Genomic DNA, 17,914 nt, shown 5'->3' with positions numbered 1-17,914 from the left:
ATGAGTGCATTACCGAAGCCATTCAGGACAATCGCCGTGCCCACTCCCGCCCAACCATACCTCGCCAGCAGAAAGAAACAGCGCGGCATCGCGCTCTTCGTCGGCGTGGTCTTCCTTCTCCTGTTGACCGTCGTGGCCTTGGTGGCTATGCGTGGAACGCTGCTCGAGATGCGCACTACCACCGCGACGGCAAAGCACGAGCAAGCTTTCGAGGCCTCTGAAGCGGTTCGCGCCATCCCAGAAGCCGTTCTCAACGACCACGTATTCAACCGGGGATGGCCGCAAAGCTGGGGTGGCACGGTTCCGGACGCATTGTTCGATCTGAATACCACCTTCGCCAACCGCCAGGCGTGGATATCGCTGCTCAATCCAAGCACGACCTCCGGTAAGGGACTTCAGAAGTTCTGCTCCGGCGGTAACCTGGTGGTTTTTTACATGGATGTGAACTGCGCCTCCCACACTGCGGCGTACAACTACACCCCATCGTCATGGGATAGCGCGGTGAACCTTACTGTGTGTTCCGGCGGCCAGACTGGCAGTTGCAGCACCAACAATCAGATCAACGGCACCATCAACGTGGTTCGTGATGGCGTGATGCCCAACTCAGGGGCTGGCGGCGCGCAAGCGCAGGGTTACGCCAGCCCGGGCATCGGCACTGCCACGGGCGGGGCCGCGCTTCTAATGCAGATCCGCAGCGACGCCAAGGTCGCCGGCAACGGCGAAGCAATCACGATTGCCCAATACAAGCAAGTCATTACCCATTAAGGGCGCCCTCCATGTTCAAATCATCAAAACTGCTGCGCGCTACCCTGCTTGGGTTGCCCTTGTTGATTGCCAGCATGTCGGCGATCTTCATGGCTTCCGCAAACGTGGGCACGCCGCCAACGACACCGACGCAGATCTCCGACACCAATACGATGTCGATGGCCAACTACGAGGCCTATCCGTCTGGCGTGAATGCGTTAGCCGCTCCGAACGTGCCGCCGCTCATCATGCTGGCGATGTCGCGAGACGAGCAACTGTTCAACAAGGCATACCCGGACTTCACCGACCTCGATGGTGACGGCGTCGTCGACACGACGTACGTCGATTCGTTTGCCTACAACGGTTACTTCGATCCTGGCCTTTGCTACAGCTATGATTCGACGAACAAGTACTACAAGGCTGCCACCCAGGTCACGGTGGGCACGCATAAATGCGCCTCGGGCAACAGCTATTGGAGCGGCAACTTCCTTAATTGGATCGCCATGAGCCGCGTGGATGTGCTGCGCTGGACATTCTACGGCGGCACTCGCAGCACCGATACCGCAACCAAGACGGTCCTTGAGCGCGCCGAAATCACCAATGACCTGCATGCCTGGGCAAAGGTTTATAGCGGCTCGGATATCGCCTCGCTGGCGCCGTTCACGACGACGACGACATTTTGTAACGTTTCGCTGCTTGGTTCCGGTTCCTGGGGCGGCTGGAACGCGCCCAGCCAGACCAGCTCGGGCATAACGACAACACCGGTGATCCGCACGGCCTCGGGCGCGTGGGGTGACTGGGCATCGACCGCAAAAGTGCAGTGCCAACCACAGCAATCAACGGATGACGGCGGCAATAGTGGCCGCCCCGCGGCGGCTTCGACTGACTACACGGCGCGTGTCCAGGTTTGCCAGAATCTCGCCACTATTCCCAACGAATCGATCTGCGTCACGGACGGCAGTGCGCTCAAACCCGAGGGCTTGTTGCAGAAATACAGCAAGAACGACAGCAACGTAAAGCGCTTTGGCCTGGTCACGGGCTCGGCCTATCAGGCACGCATTGGCGGCCAATTGCGGCGCAACATTGGCCAGCTGGCGAACAATGTCACGGGTACCGCGTGCGCGGCCGGCACGGGTACCGGCGATGGCGATGAATTCAGCAATGTTGACGGTACCTTTTGTTACAAGAGCGCCACCAGCACGCCTAAAGAGGGCATCGTGCAGACCCTCGACCGGTTGCAGATTTCGGGCTGGAACGGCAGCGACTACGGCGACAGTTACGGCGCGTCAGGCGACACGACCTGCCATTCGGCCAGCAACCCCTGGGGCGCTCGCGGCATTGACATCCAGGCAAAGGCTACGATGTGTCCGGATTTTGGCAACCCGTTGGCAGGCATGTATGCCCAGGCTTTGCGTTATATCCAGGGCAGTACCGTGGCCAATTCGGAATCATTGGGCAAACTGCCAAACCCTGACTGGGTCGACCCGTATGGCACGGCGTCTGGTGCCACCACGCCGCGTAATCAGCCTTGCGCCAGCTGTTCCATCGTGCTGGTCAGCAGTGGCCTGAACACCTTCGATGCGTCCAACGTGCCCGCGGTGAGCAATCTGTCGGCCGCTTCGCTGACCAACACGGTTCAAACGTTGGAAGGTATCTCGGGCCAGTACGAGCTCTCCACTTACTACAACACCTCAAGCCTTTCAGGTGCCCCTGCGAACTTCACGCTGACGACAGCAGGCACGGCATACAGCGATATCGCTATCTGTTCACCGGCCACGATCGGCAGCCTGTCTTCGGTCGTGGGCATCTGCAATGGCGCGCCCGGACAGCAGGGAAGCTACCTCATCGCCGGGCTCAGCTACGGCGCCTGGACGACGCCGATCCGCACGGACTCCTTCTTCACCAAGCCGTTCCAGGTGAAGACTTATGGCGTCTCGCTATCGGACAACCTCCCCGCATTTAACATCACGGTCGGCTCAAGCCAGATCGCCATTTCACCGAGTTGCCGCGCCGATCCCACGGGTTCGGGCACCTATACCACCTGCTACATCGGCAGTGTTCGTGTCGGCGCGCAGCATACCTATAGCAGCACGACGTCGACCGGCTACAACACCTATGGTCTAGTCCCGACCGCGACCTACCCCAATGTCGGTAGCTTCTATTTCGTCTGGGAAGATTCGCAGTACGGTTCCGATCACGACCAGGACGCCAACAACGTCATTTCCTATTGCGTGGGAAGCAGCTGCAACTTGCCATCCCAGGTCGTCACGGGCGGCGTGGCGATCTGCGACCCCGTCGTCATCAGCACGAGCAGTTCCCCAGTCGTCACGTCAGTTTGGGGTGGTGCCTGCAACTCATCGGGTCAGCTTAAGGTTACGCCAGGCGCCAACGATATTGTCATTCGCAACCAGCTCACCGCCTACAGTTCGAACGGCATGTTGCTGGGTTACCAGGTGAGCGGCACGTCGGCTGACGGCCTGTTGGAATTCAAAGTCACCAATGGCGGCAGCAATACAGGCACGACCCAGAACGGCGCTGTCTTCAACTGCAACCTGCTCGGCAACATAAACTGCAAGAGTTCGCCCGAGGTGGAACGCTTCACCTTGGGTACCACCGCGGCGGTCTCGACGTTGCAATCGCCACTTTGGTACGCCGCCAAGTACAGCGGCTTCACCGGCTCGGCTCCCAGCCTGCCGACCGGCCAGGACCCGCCGAACTATTTCTTCGCCCGCAACGCGGGCGCACTGAAGGCGCAGCTTGACACCGTCTTCCAGGCCATCACCTCCTCGGCAGCCAACAACTTCGGCAATGCGACCACGCCATCGTCAAGCAATGACATCAAGGGCAACGGCGTGTCGTACCAGGTGCAGTACTTCCAGCAGCGCAACGGCGTCAAATGGACCGGCAACCTGCAGGCACTGTGGATCGACAGCAGCGGATATGAGCGCGAAGGCTCAGTCGACAGCAGCGGCAACCAAGTGCTGGATGCCGTCAATGCGCCCTACGTGGTGGCGGGCCCGGACAACTCAGCCAATGCCCTACCCGGCGCAATGACCAGCTATATCTGCTCGGTGCCCCCGGTGGCGCCTGCCGGCGGGACATTCGACCCGACGTCGTCCGCCAATGCCTCGTCGTGCTCCCCGGTGTCGGTATCCAGTCCCCTTACGCCGGCGTGGGACGCCACAACGCTGCTGAATGCCAGCTATGATCCAGCGACGACGGCAGGCGCTGCTGCGATCGCGAATATCGGCACCCAGCGCGCGTATAACGCCGATGCCAGCGCGTCGGGCAATCTTGGCCAGCGCTACATCTTCACTTACCTGTCCGCAACGCCAAACGGCAGTTCGTCAAACGGCACGTTGATTGGCGGCACCCAGACTGACTTCGTATGGAATGACGCCAGCTGCAATGCCAGCGGCAGCTATACGCTTTCGTCCACGTCCGGTTTCTGCGGTAAGTATGACGCCACGAACAAGGTCCGCACGGGCAATTTCGGTCTGCTCAATGAGCAGAACCCCTTGTTGGCCCAAGATCTGCTGTTGTGGATCCGTGGCAACGAAGACCCCAACTATCGGAGCCGTGTCAGCACCACGACGACCTCCCCTGCCACCTATCGTCTGGGCGATATCGTCGACTCCTCACCCGCCATCGTTGGCACGCCGGCCGAGTCGTACGACCTGCTGTACAGCGACTTCAGCTATGCGGCTTTCCGCTCGAACTACCAGAGTCGCCGACAAATGGTGTACGTCGGTGCCAACGACGGCATGCTCCATGCCTTCAATGGCGGCTTCTATCTGACCGGCCAGGCTGCCACCAGCACTACCGCAGCCACCAAGCCATCTCTGCTGCGCCAGCTCACGACATCGAGCAAGCTCAGCTCGGGTGACTCCTCCGCCCCCCTGGGCAACAACTGGTCGCTGGGTCAGGAAGTTTGGGCCTTTATTCCGGACAATCTGCTAGCGCATCTACGCTGGCTGGCCGACAAGAAATACACCCACGTGTTCTACGTAGATGGCTCGCCCGTCATCAGCGACGTCAAGATCTTTGGCGCCGGCAACAGCGCTGGCTGCCTGGCAGGCAATCCAAGCACGGCCAGCGGCTCGACTGATATCGACGCCAAGGGTCATGTCTGCGGCTGGGGCACGGTTATGGTCGTACCGTTTCGCCTGGGCGGCGGTCCGATCAGCGTAGGCGTGACGGGTAGCGGAAGCACCTCGGACACCCAGATGTCGAATTCTGCATACGTGATCATGGACGTCACGGATCCGGAGCAGCCTCCGACTGTCCTCGGTGAGATCACTACCGGTACCTTCACGTCATCAGCCCCCGCCTTTGCCGTACACAAGGAAAGCGACGGCCAGCTGCATTTCTTGTTGACCATCGGCTCTGGCTCGTTTGATAACGGTGGCGCGCTTGGCAACAAGCCGGTCTCGGCACCAGCGGGCGGCAACCTGGGCGTGTGGGTGTACGACCTGAAGAACGTTTACTCGGGCACTACGACGCCGGCCGCCTCCTTCACGACGACCGGTCCCGCCAATAGCTTCGCTGGCGACATGGTCTCCGCCGACTTCAATTTGAACGACAGCGCGGAAAGCGTCTACTTCGGCGTGGTGACCAATCCGCCGCCTGCCAGCGTGCCTCCCGCTGCTCCAGTACCCCAGGTCTACGGTGGCGGAATGTGGAAGCTCGATTTGCGTGACTCCGCGGCGACGATTCCTGATGTCAGCGATCCGGGCAAATGGACGCTCAAGGAAGTCATCAATGTCGGCAAGCCTGTGACCATACGACCTACTGTCGCCCTGGATAGTGCCCAGCGACCGACCGTCTTCTTCGGCACCGGCCGCTCGTTTACAACCAATGACAACAGCGGCACGTCCGATCAGGGAACCCAGACCCAAGCCATCTATGGCGTTGTGGACAACCGCTTGCTGACAAACCTCCCCTCGGCCTGCCAGGCCGAGGCAACCATCAACCAGCTCTTCAACGCATCCACCACGACTGTTGTGCTCAATAGCAACGGCACCAACACCGTGACCGGAAGCGGCTTGAGCAATATTTCCAATCTCGCCAGCCTCGACACTGCGTTGCTGGGCGTTTCCACGACCAGCGGCCCCACCGTCGGTTGTTACACGTACTCGGGCTGGATACTGCCGCTCGCGCCGGGCAATTCCACCGCCAACGTGCAGCAGCCTTCCGAGCGAGTGATCAACAGCCAGACTCTGCTGGGAGGCATTCTTACGACGCCGACCTACATTCCACCGAACTTGGCGATGTTGACTGCCGCACATACCAGCGCCTGCAATCCGGTCCCAGTTCCCGGCACAAGTTATGTCTATGGCTTGGACTACCTCACCGGCTCAGCATCATCAGCGCTCGCGTCCTTCTTTGGTACCTCAACGAACAACGGGGTCACCACCTTGCAAAGTCGCGTTTCGCTCGGAAGTGGCCAGGCATCGGCCCCTGTCCTGCATGTGGGAAGCACGATCGGAGGTGCGCAAACCGTCAAAGCATGCTTCAACGTGGGCGGCGTGACGGTGTGTAAGGACATTTCGGCGCTTAACGCCGTTAGCAGCGGTGAAATCTCGTGGCGCGAGCCGGAGGCGAATCTATGACCATCCGAAACCGACATTCCCGTGGTGTCACCCTGATCGAGCTTGTGATCGTGGCGCTGATCATCTCCATCCTTGCAGCTATCGCCCTGCCTTCCTATCGGAAGTACGTGCTTCGATCGCATCGAACGGAGGCAACTCGCTCGCTTCAGGACCTCGCCGGACGGGAAGAGAACTACTACTTCTCGAACAACGCCTATACCTCCACGCTTTCTCAACTGGCATCAAGCTCCAGCGTGGCAGGTAGCAACTACACGGTGAACATTCCCTCAGCCAGCAGCACCAATTACACCATCTCGGCTACGGCAATCGGCACGCAAACGCAGGACACTGACTGTCAGTCGTTCCAGCTCCAACACGACGGCTCACAGCTGTCAAACAACACTACGCTCGACACGCCCAACTGCTGGGGAAAGTGACATGCGCCCGCTGAAGATGACCGCGATGGCTTCACTTGCACTGGTGGTTGCTGGGGAGCTATCTGCCCAGACCTACTACAAGTGGGTGGATGCCAACGGCGTCACCCACTACGGCGAGCAACCACCTGACAAAGGCAAGATAACTACGCTGGAGCTGCACCCAGGTGGATCGGAGTCGCCGGCGCAACCGACGAACGACGGGATACCACAAGTAAACCCCAACGACGCGAATGCCGCAGAGAAGCGATACCGAGAGCGGTCTTGCAGCACCGCCAAAAATGACATGAAGGTGCTGTCCAGCAATGCGATGGTCGTCGGCGGTGGAAGCGTGGCCGATCCGGCAGATGTTGCACGCGCTAAGAAGCTTTCGCCTGACGAGCGTGAGGCCGCCAGGGTCGAAGCCGCCAGGCGCGCCCTCGAATTTTGTGACCGCGAGTGAGGCTTATGGACGCCAGAGTTGAATCGGGATTCTCCCTGATCGAAATGATGCTGACAGTGGCCGTGCTCGCCATTCTCGCCTCGATCGCCTTTCCAAGCATGCGCGATTTTATGCGCCGTAACCAGGCGGTGGCCGTTTCGAATGGGTTGATGGCGGACCTGCAATTTGCCCGTGGGCAGGCAGCAGCCACGCGCAGCTATGTTTCGATCTGTCCCCGTGCCAACACCACCGACGATACGTGCGGCACGAATGCGACTTACGACCTTGGCTGGGTGATCTATAGCGCGTCCGCTCCCAATGTCGCCTATGTCACGACTTCCACGGCGACCCTTCAGCGGGCGCAGCCGGCAGTAAACGGAGCATCGGTGCGCGCATCAGCGTCCGGCCCGATCACGTATAACGCGCGCGGAGAACTGCTGGTCGGCGGTGGTGGCGATGCCACATTCACGACCTGTGCCAAGGTAGCGCCCAGCGACCCAGAGGGTGCCAATTCCTCACGCGTGCCCGGCATAAAGCTGAGCGCATCGCATTCTGGGCGCGTCGGTTCAGCATCGCTAGCTTCAGGGGCCACGTGCGACGACTAATCACTCTTGGCCGAGAGACAGTGACTGCTGCGCAATGAAGAAAACGTCTTTAGGTCCGTTAGCGAATTCAAAGGGCCAGGCGTCCGCTGAGCGTCATGGCGAGCACCATGCCTACGGGTCATCTGTCGACGCCTTCCCTAGGCATTGACGGCTGGTGAGGGGATAATCGGCGGTCCTAGCAGCTTGTGGCCCCCCGATGTTCGTACCCGGTCAACGATGGATCTCCACCGCCGAGCCTGAGCTCGGCCTCGGTACTGTGTTGCGCGTCGAAGGGCGCGGGGTGCAGGTGTTGTTCGCCAAGGCGGGCGTGCTGCGGCCTTATGCGGTGGACTCGGCGCCCCTGGTGCGCGCGGAGTTCCGCGCCGGACAGCGCGTGGCCGGCAAGGGCATTGCCTTCCTGGTCGAGCGCGTGGAGATTCGTGAAGAGCTGTTGATCTACCGGGGCGAAGGCCGTGAGCTCGAGGAAGGCCAGCTCGACGACGAGCAGAGCGTCAGCCAGGCCGATGACCGCCTGATCGGTGGCCGCACCGATCCCGTTGCACATTTTGAACTGCGCCTGGAAGGTCTGAAGCGGCGCGCCGATGCCCGCCGCTCGCCGGCCTGGGGCCTGGCTGCCGCCCGCATCGGGCTGGTGCCGCACCAGCTGCGCGTGGCCGGCATTGCCTCGGCACGCCGCCCTCCCCGCGTGCTGCTCGCCGATGAAGTCGGCCTGGGCAAGACCATCGAGGCCGGCATGATCATTGCTCGCCAGCTGGCTACAGGGCGCGCGGAGCGCGTGCTGCTGCTGCTGCCGGACACCCTGGTCTATCAATGGTTCGTCGAATTGCTGCGCCGCTTCAACCTCAGCTTTGCCATCTACGACGAGGAACGCTGCGAAGCGCTGGAGCAGTCGGACGCCAGCCGCAATCCATTCGAAGATGAGCAACTGGTCATCGCTGACTTCAGTTTCCTCGAACAGTCGCCCAAGCGCGCCCAGCAACTGCGGGAGGCGCCGTGGGACCTGTTGGTGGTCGACGAAGCGCACCATTTGTCCTGGACGCCTGAGGCCGCCAGCCCGCGTTACACGCTGGTTGACCAGCTCGCCGCTGCGACGCCCGGCGTGATCCTGCTTACCGCCACGCCCGAACAGCTCGGCCGCAGCGGCCACTTCGCGCGCCTGCGCCTGCTCGACCCGCAACGCTATCGCAATCTAGACGCCTATCTGGCCGAGTCGGACAGGTTCCAGAACCTGTCGAAGATCGCCGACCGCCTGCTCGATGGCCAGCCGCTGGACGATGCGCAGCGGGCCACCTTGCGCAACGCCTTCCACGGTGATGAATTACTTCTGTCGCGCCTTGCCGATACGGCCAAGCCCGAGCATGCACGCGAGATTCTCGCTGCGCTGATCGATCGTCACGGCACCGGCCGTGCGATGTTTCGCAATCGCCGCGCCAGCATCGGCGGTTTCCCCAAGCGCCTGCCCGTGTGGCACCTGCTTGATGGCGACACGCTCAGCGGCGATGGCCGTCAATCCTTGCTGGCCGAATTCCATGCGGATATCCAGCAGCCGTCGCCGGCCCTCGAGCTCGACTACACCAGCGACCCCCGTATCGACACGCTGGTCACCCTGCTCGAGGCGCACCCGCAGGACAAATTCCTGTTGATCTGCCGCAGCCAGGCCAAGGTATTGGCACTGGAAGATGCGCTGCGCACGAAGAGTGGCGTCGGCCTGGCGCGCTTCCACGAAGGCCTCGGCATCGTGCAGCGTGACCGCAATGCGGCGTATTTTGCGCAGCCGGACGGCGCGCGCCTGCTGCTGTGCTCGGAGATCGGCTCCGAAGGCCGCAACTTCCAGTTTGCCCATCGGTTGATCCTGTGGGATCTGCCGCTTGATCCGGATCTGCTCGAGCAACGCATCGGCCGCCTGGATCGCATTGGCCAGAAACACGACATCAGCATCCACGTCCTTGCCGTCGCCGATAGCGCGCAGCATGTGCTGGCACGCTGGTACAACGAAGGTGTGGACGCTTTCCGCTCCAGTCCCGCTGATGGTCGCGAACTGCTGCGCCGTTTTGGTGAATCGCTGGCGCGACTGGCCGACCAGCATGCGCGCGGCGACGACAACCGCGACCAGGAACTGGACGTGCTGCTGACGGAAACACTGGCCAGCCACGAGGAGATGGCCGAGCTGATACGCAGCGGACGCGACCATCTGCTCGAACTCGCAGCCAGCCGCGATCTGCATGCGGATGAACTGCAGCAGGCCTTCACGCGCGAAGATAACGACCCTACGCGCGACGCGTTCATCCAGGGCCTGCTGGAACGCTTCGGCATTCACGCCGAAGAGCTCGGCGGCAAGGTGCTGCTGCTCGATCCGCAGTATCTCTCCACCGACGCCCTGCCCGGCTTTGCCGAGGGCCCGCAAGCCGTCACCTTCGCGCGTGAAGTCGCCCTGGCGCGCGAAGAACTGCCGCTGTTGCGCCTGGATCATCCGATCGTGCTGGGCGCGCTGGATCTCGCGCTGTCCAGCGAGCAAGGCAATGCGGCGTTCCTGGTGGATGACGGGCTGCCGCCGCGCAGTGCGCTGCTGCAAGCCGTCTACCTGCTGGAATGCGTCGCCGATCGCAAGCTCGATGCCGAGCGCTTCCTGCCAACCCAACCGGTGGTCGTTACCGTCGATACGCGACTGGTCGAACGCGCCGATTTCCGCCCCAGCGACATCGCCTTGCGCAAGGCCGCCGACCGCACCATAGAAGTGTCGCGTTACCGCAAGTTCCTCAACAAACTGGTGCCGCCGATGCTGGAAAAGGCCGAGTCGCTGGCCAGCGAGCGTGCGCAGACCAGCGTTGACGATGCCTTGGCCCACGCGACGGAAGCACTCGACGCGGAGCTTTCGCGCCTGCTCGCCATGCGCGCGGTCAACCCGGCGATCAGCGATGGCGAGATTGCCGCTGTGGCCGATGAGCGCACCGCCGTCTTGGCCGCACTACCGCAATCGCGGCTGCGCCTTGATGCCGTGCGCTTTGTGGTGAGTCCGGACTTCCTGGCGCTGCGCTAGGCGGAGCCAAAGTACTGGGCGGTCATCCGCCCAGTGCGAAGTCCACGGCCGCGACGGCATGCAGCGCGGCGGTATCGAACAACCGCACCGGGCTATGTTGCTGTTGCAGCAGCAAGCCGACTTCGGTGCAGCCGAGGATGACGCCTTGGGCGCCTGCACTAACGGCGTCCACCACGATTCGACGAAACATCTCGCGTGATGCCTCACTGACAATGCCGGCGCACAGTTCGTCGTAAATGACGCGATGCACCTGCTCGCGCTGCGACGCCGATGGCAACAGGCAGCGGATTCCATGACGTCCAGCCAGGCGTGAACGGTAGAAGTCCTCTTCCATGGTGAACGCCGTGCCGAGCAGCAGCACGGTGTCCAGACCCGCGTCGCGGATGGCCGCACCCGTGGGATCGGCGATATGCAGGAACGGCAGTGTGGTCGCTGAGATGACCTGGTCGGCCACCTTATGCATGGTATTGGTCGCCAGCACGATGCACTGCGCGCCACCGGCTTCGAGGCGACGAGCCGAATCGGCAAGGGCAGCACCCGCGGCCGACCAATCGCCCTGACGCTGCCACGCGGCGATCTCACTGAAGTCGAGGCTGTCGATCAGCAACCTCGCCGAATGCAGCGGCCCGCGACGCTCACGCACACCACGATTGATCCACTGGTAATAAAGCAGGGTCGATTCCCAGCTCATTCCGCCAATCAGTCCGATCGTGCGCATGGATCAACTCCTGCGGATTCGAGTCAGGGGCCCGCTAAGGCGGGTGCTAGCTGCAGCTGGCGTACCTGCATGCGCTGCTTCACGCCAAGCACCGTGTAGGCCACGCTCAGCAGCGCCATCCATGCCGCGCCGACATACAGAGCCACGCGGGTATCCGGGCTGTAGCCGAGCATCACCAGCACGAAGCCGAGAAAGGCCAGACAGATCACGCTGCTGATGGGCCATGCGCGCAAGCGGAACGATCCCGCTGCAGTGCCCTCGGCGCGCTGGCGCCGGCGGAAGCTGAAGTGGGCCAGCATCACCATCGACCAGGTCCACACCGTATTAAATGACAGGATCGACATCATGATGCCGAACACCTTGGCCGGCAGCAGGTAATTCAACACCACGGCAAACAGCAGGCAGGCCAGGGTTACCAGGATCGCAGGCACGGGCACGCCCTCGGCGTTGACCTTGTCCAGCAGCGCAGGCGCCTGCCCTTTGCCGGCTAGGCTGTACAACATACGGCTGCCGCTGAAAGTGGTGCAGTTGAAGCCGGACAGCGCGGCGGTGATGACCACGAAATTGATCAGGCCGGCGGCCTGCCCGATGCCCAGCTTGCCGAAGGTAGTGACGAACGGGCTGCCTTGAGTGCCCAGACCCGTCCACGGGTAGATCGCCATTATCACGAACAGGGCGCCCACGTAGAAAATCAGGATGCGCCACAACACCGAGTTCACCGCGCGCGGAATGGTGCGCTCCGGCTGAGCCGCTTCGCCTGCCGCGATGCCTACGGTCTCCACCCCACCGAACGAGAACACCACCACCGGCAGCGCCAGCACCATGCCCGTCAGGCCGTGCGGGAACCAGCCACCGTGCGACCACAGGTTGGACAGGCCCGTAGCTTGCCCGCCATTGCCCCAGCCCAGGAAGATGATCGACAGCCCGCCGGCAATCATCGCCAACACGGTCAGCACCTTGATCAGGGTGAACCAGAATTCCATCTCGCCGTAGATCTTCACGGTCAGCAGGTTGAGGCCGCCGATCATCAACACACTGCCCAGCACCCAGATCCATCGCGGCCAGTCGGGAAACCACACGTGCATATAGGCGCCGACGGCCGTGGCCTCGGCCATGCCCACGCCCACCATCAGCAGCCAGTAGTTCCAGCCCGTGACATAGCCGGCGAATGGCCCGAGATAGCGTTGCGCGTACACACTGAACGAACCTGCCACGGGATCGAGCACGGTCATCTCGCCCAGCGCACGCATGATGATGAAGATCATCACGCCGCCGAACATATAGGCAAACAGCACCGAGGGGCCCGCCAGCTGGATGGCATCGGCCGAGCCCAGGAACAGGCCGGCGCCAATGGCCATGCCAAGCGCCATGAAGGTGATATGGCGCGACGTGAGCCGGCGCTGGAGATGCTGCGTCATGGAACTACCGAGATGAGGTGACGAACGCTCAGCGCAAGAGGCGCCGCTGTGGCTTGATCGGCAACTTGCCGCGCCAGTACTGGATCAGGATCAGACCACCGAGCATGCCGCCCAGATGGGCGAAGTGCGCCACGCCAGCCTGGGTGCCGGTCACGCCCATCACCAGCTCGACCAAGGCGTAGCCCGTCACGAACAGCCACGCAGGCATGGGAATCGGCAGAAACATCAGCATGACTTTCTCATGCGGATACATCATGCCGAACGCCAGCAGCAGGCCGAAGATGGCGCCCGACGCACCCAGAGTGGGATAGAACCCGCCGGTGAACCATTGCACCACCGCGAGCTGCGCCAGCGCCGCCACCACCAGGCAGACGAAGTAATACAGGATGAAGTTGCGTGGACCGAACAGGCGCTCGATCTGCCCACCGAACATATACAGCGCGAACATATTGAACAGCAGATGGGTCCAGCCGCCATGCATGAAGGCGTAGGTCACCACCTGCCAGACGCGAAAACCGATCGACACGATGCTGCCGTCAGCGGCCTGGGCCACCTGGTCGGCGCCCCAGGGCCACAGGGCAAAGTGCACCAGCAGGGTATCGCCCATCACCTGCTGCAACAGGAAAACCGCCACATTGGCGATTAGCAGGTTGCGCGTAACGGGGGGCAGGTCGAAGGGCATGCGGGGTGATTCCGGGCTACAAACTACGCAAGCCTACCCGTACCGGCGCGGCGCCGCCACGGATGCAGCGCCAAATGGGGCATCGCACGACGGCATTCGCCATACGCAACATCAGCAACCCGTCAACCCAGAACGAACGCCGTCCAGTGCCTTTCGATGCGCGCCGTGCCCATGCCCAACGCGCACGAACACAAAATCGGTTGGCTGCCAAAGGCGCTAAAGCGCCGTTCCCCTACAACGAATCCACTACACCGAATCCACTACAGCGACCCGCGCACACCGTAGAATGACCGCATGACGGATTCGCCTCGCCAGGTATTGCTTGCGGGTGCCACCGGCCTCACGGGCCGGCTGCTGCTGTCCTTGCTGCTGGACGACCCCGGCGTGGTGCATGTGCTCGCGCCCACGCGGCATGCCCTACCGCCGCATCCGAAGCTGGAGAATCCGGTCGGCATGGTCAGCCATCTGATCACTCAGCTGCACAGCCCGGTCGACACCGTTATCTGCTGCCTGGGCACCACGATTCGACAGGCGGGCTCGCGCGAAGCGTTTCGCATGGTCGACTACGACTGGCCGCTGGCACTGGGCAAGCACGGCCTTGCCTTGGGTGCCCGCCACTATGTGGCGATCAGTGCGCTCGGTGCCGATCCCGCATCGAAGATCTTCTACAACCGCACCAAGGGTGAGCTGGAGTTGGCGCTGCAGAAGCAGGGCTGGCCTCGCCTGACCATCGTGCGCCCGTCGCTGCTGATCGGTTCGCGCCGCCAGTTTCGTATGAGCGAGGTACTGGCAACCCCCTTCTCGCGCATCTTGCCCGGACGCCTGCGTGGTATCGAAGCCACCACCGTGGCGCGCGCCATGTGGCGCCTTGCCAGCACGCCCGGCAGCGGGACACGCATCGTCGAATCCGACGAACTTCGCGAGCTCGGTCGCTAGGAAAGGTCTGGATCAGTCGTCATCCCGGCGGCTATCCCCTCACGCATAAAAAAAGGCCGCCTGGAAGGCGGCCTTTGACTGGCGGAGACCATCAAATCAGCTGCTGCGGGCCAACGCGTCCGGGCGCTTGGCGCCGGCGAAACGCTTGGACCAATACGACTCGTCCAGGCTGTCCACACGCACGGTCTTGCCACGCGAGGGCGAATGAATGAACTGGCCGTTGGCAATGTAGATGCCCACATGCGAAATGCGACCCTGGCCACGGCTACCTGCCGTGCGGAAGAACACCAGGTCGCCCGGCTTCATGTCGCCGCGGCTCACCTTCAGGCCAGCGAGGAACTGCGAAGCCGAGTTGGTCGGTAGTTCCAGGCCCACCGCGTGAGCGAACACGTAGCGGACAAAACCGCTGCAATCGAAACCGGTGGAGGGATCGCGGCCGCCACGCACATAGCGAATGTCACGCAGCGTCATGGCCAGACCGACCAAGGTCTTGCGCAGCCCGGAGGTTTCGCCGGCCAGCGAGGCCACGGCATTGCCGTCCACGCCAGCGCTCGGCATGCCATCGGCGTCAGCGTCGAGATCGTCTTCTGCGGCGCCCCAGCCAGCAGCGGCGTTCTTGGCCACCGGCGCCGCGAGGCTCGCCTTGGCGGGAAACATCGACTGTGCCAGTCCAGCGGCCGGCGCGAACACAGCCAGCTGGCCCATGAGATTCGGCGTGATGTTCATGGCGGCCGGCGCATTGGCCTGACCGGCAAGAGGTTCAGCAAAGAGCGGGAGGGACGCGAACAGTGCACAAGCCAGCGCAGCAGCAGCAATCAATCGCTTGGTTGGCATATGGGAGAAATCCCTCTGCAGTTCGTGAGTCAGACCGTCGGCGGGGCCGCCGGCCGTGATGGAGACGTGAACTTAGCAAAGGGAATCCGGTCGTATGTTCGATCGGGGTTAACTGAACTCCATCGTTGCGAAATTTGGCACAACCTATGCGCAGCCATTAACGTAATGATTTAAAACAATAAAGTTACCGCAACTGGTGATTTTTTGATCAATTAGTGAACTATTTATTTGATGCAGACCTGTTACTAAGCTGTGACAGGGGGCCGCCGACCGAAGATCGCCGTGCCAATCCGGACCTCAGTCGCCCCCTCCGCGATGGCGAGTGGAAAATCCCCGCTCATACCCATCGAAAGTCTAGGCAAATCATGGCCTTGAGCCTCAGCCTGGGCGCGCAATTGCTGCAATTGACGGAAACAGGCGCGCACGGCAGCCGGGTCGTCCGACTGCACCGCCAAGGTCATCAAGCCGCGCACGCGCAGGGTGTCGTAGGCACGCAGGGCGTCCAGAAAGGCGGGCAACTGCCCCGGGGATAAACCCTGCTTGCTTTCCTCAGGCGAGGTTTTCACCTCGACCAGCACGTCGAGCGTGCGACCTTCCAGCTGCAGCCGGCGATGCAAGGCCTCGGCCAGATCCAACCGGTCCAGGGACTGCACCTCGCTGGCCAGGCGCGCCACGTCCTTGGCCTTGTTGGTCTGCAGGTGGCCGATGACGACCCACTCGATCGCACTGTCGGCCAACGCCTCGGCCTTGCTGCGGATCTCCTGCACCTTGTTCTCGCCGAAGCGCTTCATCCCCAAGGCCATGGCAGCCCGCACGACGTCAGGGCCGAAGGTCTTGCTCACCGGCAGGATGGAAACTTCGGCAGGATCGCGACCCACGGCACGGCAGGCCGCATCGACCCGCTCCCGCACGGCCGCCCAGTTGGCGGCGAGATAGGCGTAGTCGTTCAGAGCATCGTTCATCGCTGGGAAACCCTGTGTGTCACGCCATGCCGGCGCCAACCGGCATGACGTGACCAATGTCCACGAACAAGCGGGGCTTAGCCCTTGGCGCCTTGTTCGTAGTGACGCGCGACCACATCGGCCACCACCATCGACACCTTCTTGCCGGTCGGAATGTGCAGGAACTCGTTGGGGCCATGCGCATTGGAGTGCGGACCGAGCACGCCGGTGATGAGGAACTGCGCCTTGGGGAATTTCTCGCCCAGCATGCCCATGAACGGAATGCTGCCACCCTCACCCATGTACGCCGCCGGCGTGCCGAAATAATTCTGCGACGCCGTGGCCACGGCCTGCTCCAGCCACGGCGACAGCTGCGGTGCATTCCAGCCGCTGCCGTCCTTCTCCAGCTTGAAGCTGACCTTGGCGCCGTACGGCGGATTGTTCTCCAGCAGCTCCTTGACGAACTGGCCGGCCTTGGCGCCCGACAGCGTCGGCGGTACGCGCAGGCTCAATTTCACCGAGGTCTTGGGACGCAGCACATTGCCCGCGCTTTCCAGCGACGGCATGCCATCCACGCCGGTCACCGCCAGCTGTGGACGCCAGGTGCGATTGAGCACCAGCTCAGTGAGGTCTTCCGTCACCGGATGCATGCCTTTCACGAACGGGAACTTGTCGTACACCGCCGTGCCCAGCACCTCGGCCGAACGCTTGGCCTGCTCGATGCGCTGCTGCGGAATGTCGACGTAGAGCTCCTTCGGCTTGATCGTGCCGGTTTCTGGATCTTCCAGCCGGCTCAGCAGCTCGCGCAGGATGCGGAAACTGGAGGGCACCACGCCGGAGGCATCGCCCGAATGCACACCCTCCTCCAGCACCTGCACGGTCAGCTCGCCGCCGGTCATGCCGCGCAGCGAGGTGGTGAGCCATAGCTGGTCGTAGTTGCCACAACCGGAATCCAGGCACACCACCAGCGACGGATGGCCGATGCGATCGGCCAGATGATCGACGTAGAACGGCAGGTCGTAGCTGCCCGATTCCTCGCACGCTTCGATCATGATCACGCAACGCGCATGCGGCACGCCCTGCTCGTGCAGCGCCAGCAACGCCGCCAGCGACCCGAAGATGGCGTAGCCGTCGTCGGCGCCACCGCGGCCATACAGCTTGTCGCCCTTGAGCACGGGCGTCCACGGACCCAGGCCCTCGGCCCAGCCGGTCATCTCCGGCTGCTTGTCCAGATGGCCATACAGCACCACGGTGTCGTCAACGGTGCCCGGCACTTCGATATAGATGAGCGGGGTACGGCCTTCCAGGCGCACGACTTCCAGCGTGGCGCCGGGCAAGGCGGGTAGCTTGGTGCGCGCCCACGTCTCCATCAGCTTGACGGCCGCGTCCATGTAGCCGTGCTCGGCCCACTTGGGATCGAACATCGGCGATTTATTGGGAATGCGGATGTACTCGACCAGCTGCGGCACGATCTCGTCATCCCACAGTCCGCTGACAAAACGGTTGAGGCGAGCGGTATCCATGGGTGACTCCTGCAGCGTGGGGAAAGCCAG

13 protein-coding genes and 1 pseudogene are annotated in these 17,914 nt (G+C 62.4%); 8 read left to right on the top strand and 6 right to left on the bottom strand.

The window, feature by feature from the left end; genetic code table 11:
• The 7 genes and pseudogenes from ACT01B_RS05380 (at position 1) to rapA (ending at position 10,832) form a co-directional block, all read left to right on the top strand.
• Positions 1-765, top strand: a complete 765-nt coding sequence (locus ACT01B_RS05380) for a PilX N-terminal domain-containing pilus assembly protein (RefSeq protein ID WP_445146348.1) — start codon at positions 1-3, stop codon at positions 763-765.
• 11 nt (positions 766-776) lie between these two features.
• Positions 777-6,356 carry a pilus assembly protein gene (locus ACT01B_RS05375; RefSeq protein WP_445146347.1) on the top strand — a complete coding sequence of 1,860 codons (5,580 nt, stop codon included), beginning with the start codon at positions 777-779 and terminating at the stop codon, positions 6,354-6,356.
• Positions 6,353-6,772 (top strand): type IV pilin protein, encoded by a 420-nt coding sequence (locus tag ACT01B_RS05370; protein WP_445146346.1) that lies wholly within the window; start codon positions 6,353-6,355, stop codon positions 6,770-6,772. Before ACT01B_RS05375 ends, ACT01B_RS05370 begins: the two co-directional genes overlap by 4 nt.
• A 1-nt stretch (position 6,773) precedes the next feature.
• A complete protein-coding gene (locus ACT01B_RS05365) occupies positions 6,774-7,211 on the top strand; it encodes a DUF4124 domain-containing protein (protein ID WP_445146345.1) in 438 nt (145 codons plus the stop codon).
• Positions 7,212-7,216: 5 nt separating this feature from the next.
• Positions 7,217-7,270: pseudogene (locus ACT01B_RS05360) on the top strand (prepilin-type N-terminal cleavage/methylation domain-containing protein); the annotation flags it as partial.
• Between the two features lie 3 nt (positions 7,271-7,273).
• The gene (locus tag ACT01B_RS05355) at positions 7,274-7,795 is read left to right on the top strand and encodes a GspH/FimT family pseudopilin (protein WP_445147429.1); all 522 of its coding nucleotides are present in this window, start codon (positions 7,274-7,276) and stop codon (positions 7,793-7,795) included.
• A gap of 196 nt (positions 7,796-7,991) precedes the next feature.
• Positions 7,992-10,832, top strand: coding sequence for an RNA polymerase-associated protein RapA (rapA, locus tag ACT01B_RS05350; protein WP_445146344.1), 2,841 nt, complete (start codon positions 7,992-7,994; stop codon positions 10,830-10,832).
• 22 nt (positions 10,833-10,854) lie between these two features.
• Here the strand turns inward: rapA and ACT01B_RS05345 are convergent, their stop codons facing one another.
• The 3 genes from ACT01B_RS05345 to ACT01B_RS05335 are packed head-to-tail and all read right to left on the bottom strand — an operon-like array spanning position 10,855 to position 13,650.
• A complete protein-coding gene (locus tag ACT01B_RS05345) occupies positions 10,855-11,550 on the bottom strand; it encodes an aspartate/glutamate racemase family protein (protein WP_445146343.1) in 696 nt (231 codons plus the stop codon).
• 23 nt (positions 11,551-11,573) lie between these two features.
• The gene (locus ACT01B_RS05340; protein WP_445146342.1) at positions 11,574-12,968 is read right to left on the bottom strand and encodes an amino acid permease; all 1,395 of its coding nucleotides are present in this window, start codon (positions 12,966-12,968) and stop codon (positions 11,574-11,576) included.
• 28 nt (positions 12,969-12,996) lie between these two features.
• Complete coding sequence (locus ACT01B_RS05335; protein WP_445146341.1) at positions 12,997-13,650, bottom strand: rhomboid family intramembrane serine protease; 654 nt, start codon at positions 13,648-13,650, stop codon at positions 12,997-12,999.
• A 294-nt stretch (positions 13,651-13,944) separates the two neighbouring features.
• On the opposite strand from ACT01B_RS05335, the gene ACT01B_RS05330 reads away from it, so the two are divergent.
• Positions 13,945-14,586: an oxidoreductase gene (locus ACT01B_RS05330; RefSeq protein WP_445146340.1), complete on the top strand. Its 642-nt coding sequence runs from the start codon at positions 13,945-13,947 to the stop codon at positions 14,584-14,586.
• A gap of 96 nt (positions 14,587-14,682) precedes the next feature.
• Here ACT01B_RS05330 and ACT01B_RS05325 read toward each other — a convergent pair whose 3' ends face one another.
• From ACT01B_RS05325 to ACT01B_RS05315, 3 genes are all read right to left on the bottom strand, one after another.
• Complete coding sequence (locus ACT01B_RS05325; protein WP_445146339.1) at positions 14,683-15,420, bottom strand: C40 family peptidase; 738 nt, start codon at positions 15,418-15,420, stop codon at positions 14,683-14,685.
• A 245-nt stretch (positions 15,421-15,665) separates the two neighbouring features.
• A complete protein-coding gene (locus ACT01B_RS05320) occupies positions 15,666-16,382 on the bottom strand; it encodes a YggS family pyridoxal phosphate-dependent enzyme (protein WP_445146338.1) in 717 nt (238 codons plus the stop codon).
• Positions 16,383-16,459: 77 nt separating this feature from the next.
• The gene (locus tag ACT01B_RS05315) at positions 16,460-17,884 is read right to left on the bottom strand and encodes a M20 family metallopeptidase (protein WP_445146337.1); all 1,425 of its coding nucleotides are present in this window, start codon (positions 17,882-17,884) and stop codon (positions 16,460-16,462) included.
• Positions 17,885-17,914 lie beyond the last annotated feature (30 nt).

This window comes from Dyella sp. Tek66A03 (genome assembly GCF_052567735.1).
Note: the sequence above shows the minus strand (reverse complement) of the source record. Positions and strands in the feature narration are given on the sequence as shown.

Bases quoted from the DNA above. Each gene is read 5' to 3' on its own strand.
- ACT01B_RS05380 (WP_445146348.1), top strand. From the start codon at position 1: ATGAGTGCATTACCGAAGCCATTCAGGACAATCGCCGTGCCCACTCCC.
- ACT01B_RS05375 (WP_445146347.1), top strand. From the start codon at position 777: ATGTTCAAATCATCAAAACTGCTGCGCGCTACCCTGCTTGGGTTGCCC.
- ACT01B_RS05370 (WP_445146346.1), top strand. From the start codon at position 6,353: ATGACCATCCGAAACCGACATTCCCGTGGTGTCACCCTGATCGAGCTT.
- ACT01B_RS05365 (WP_445146345.1), top strand. From the start codon at position 6,774: ATGCGCCCGCTGAAGATGACCGCGATGGCTTCACTTGCACTGGTGGTT.
- rapA (WP_445146344.1), top strand. From the start codon at position 7,992: ATGTTCGTACCCGGTCAACGATGGATCTCCACCGCCGAGCCTGAGCTC.
- ACT01B_RS05345 (WP_445146343.1), bottom strand. From the start codon at position 11,550: ATGCGCACGATCGGACTGATTGGCGGAATGAGCTGGGAATCGACCCTG.
- ACT01B_RS05340 (WP_445146342.1), bottom strand. From the start codon at position 12,968: ATGACGCAGCATCTCCAGCGCCGGCTCACGTCGCGCCATATCACCTTC.
- ACT01B_RS05335 (WP_445146341.1), bottom strand. From the start codon at position 13,650: ATGCCCTTCGACCTGCCCCCCGTTACGCGCAACCTGCTAATCGCCAAT.
- ACT01B_RS05330 (WP_445146340.1), top strand. From the start codon at position 13,945: ATGACGGATTCGCCTCGCCAGGTATTGCTTGCGGGTGCCACCGGCCTC.
- ACT01B_RS05325 (WP_445146339.1), bottom strand. From the start codon at position 15,420: ATGCCAACCAAGCGATTGATTGCTGCTGCTGCGCTGGCTTGTGCACTG.
- ACT01B_RS05320 (WP_445146338.1), bottom strand. From the start codon at position 16,382: ATGAACGATGCTCTGAACGACTACGCCTATCTCGCCGCCAACTGGGCG.
- ACT01B_RS05315 (WP_445146337.1), bottom strand. From the start codon at position 17,884: ATGGATACCGCTCGCCTCAACCGTTTTGTCAGCGGACTGTGGGATGAC.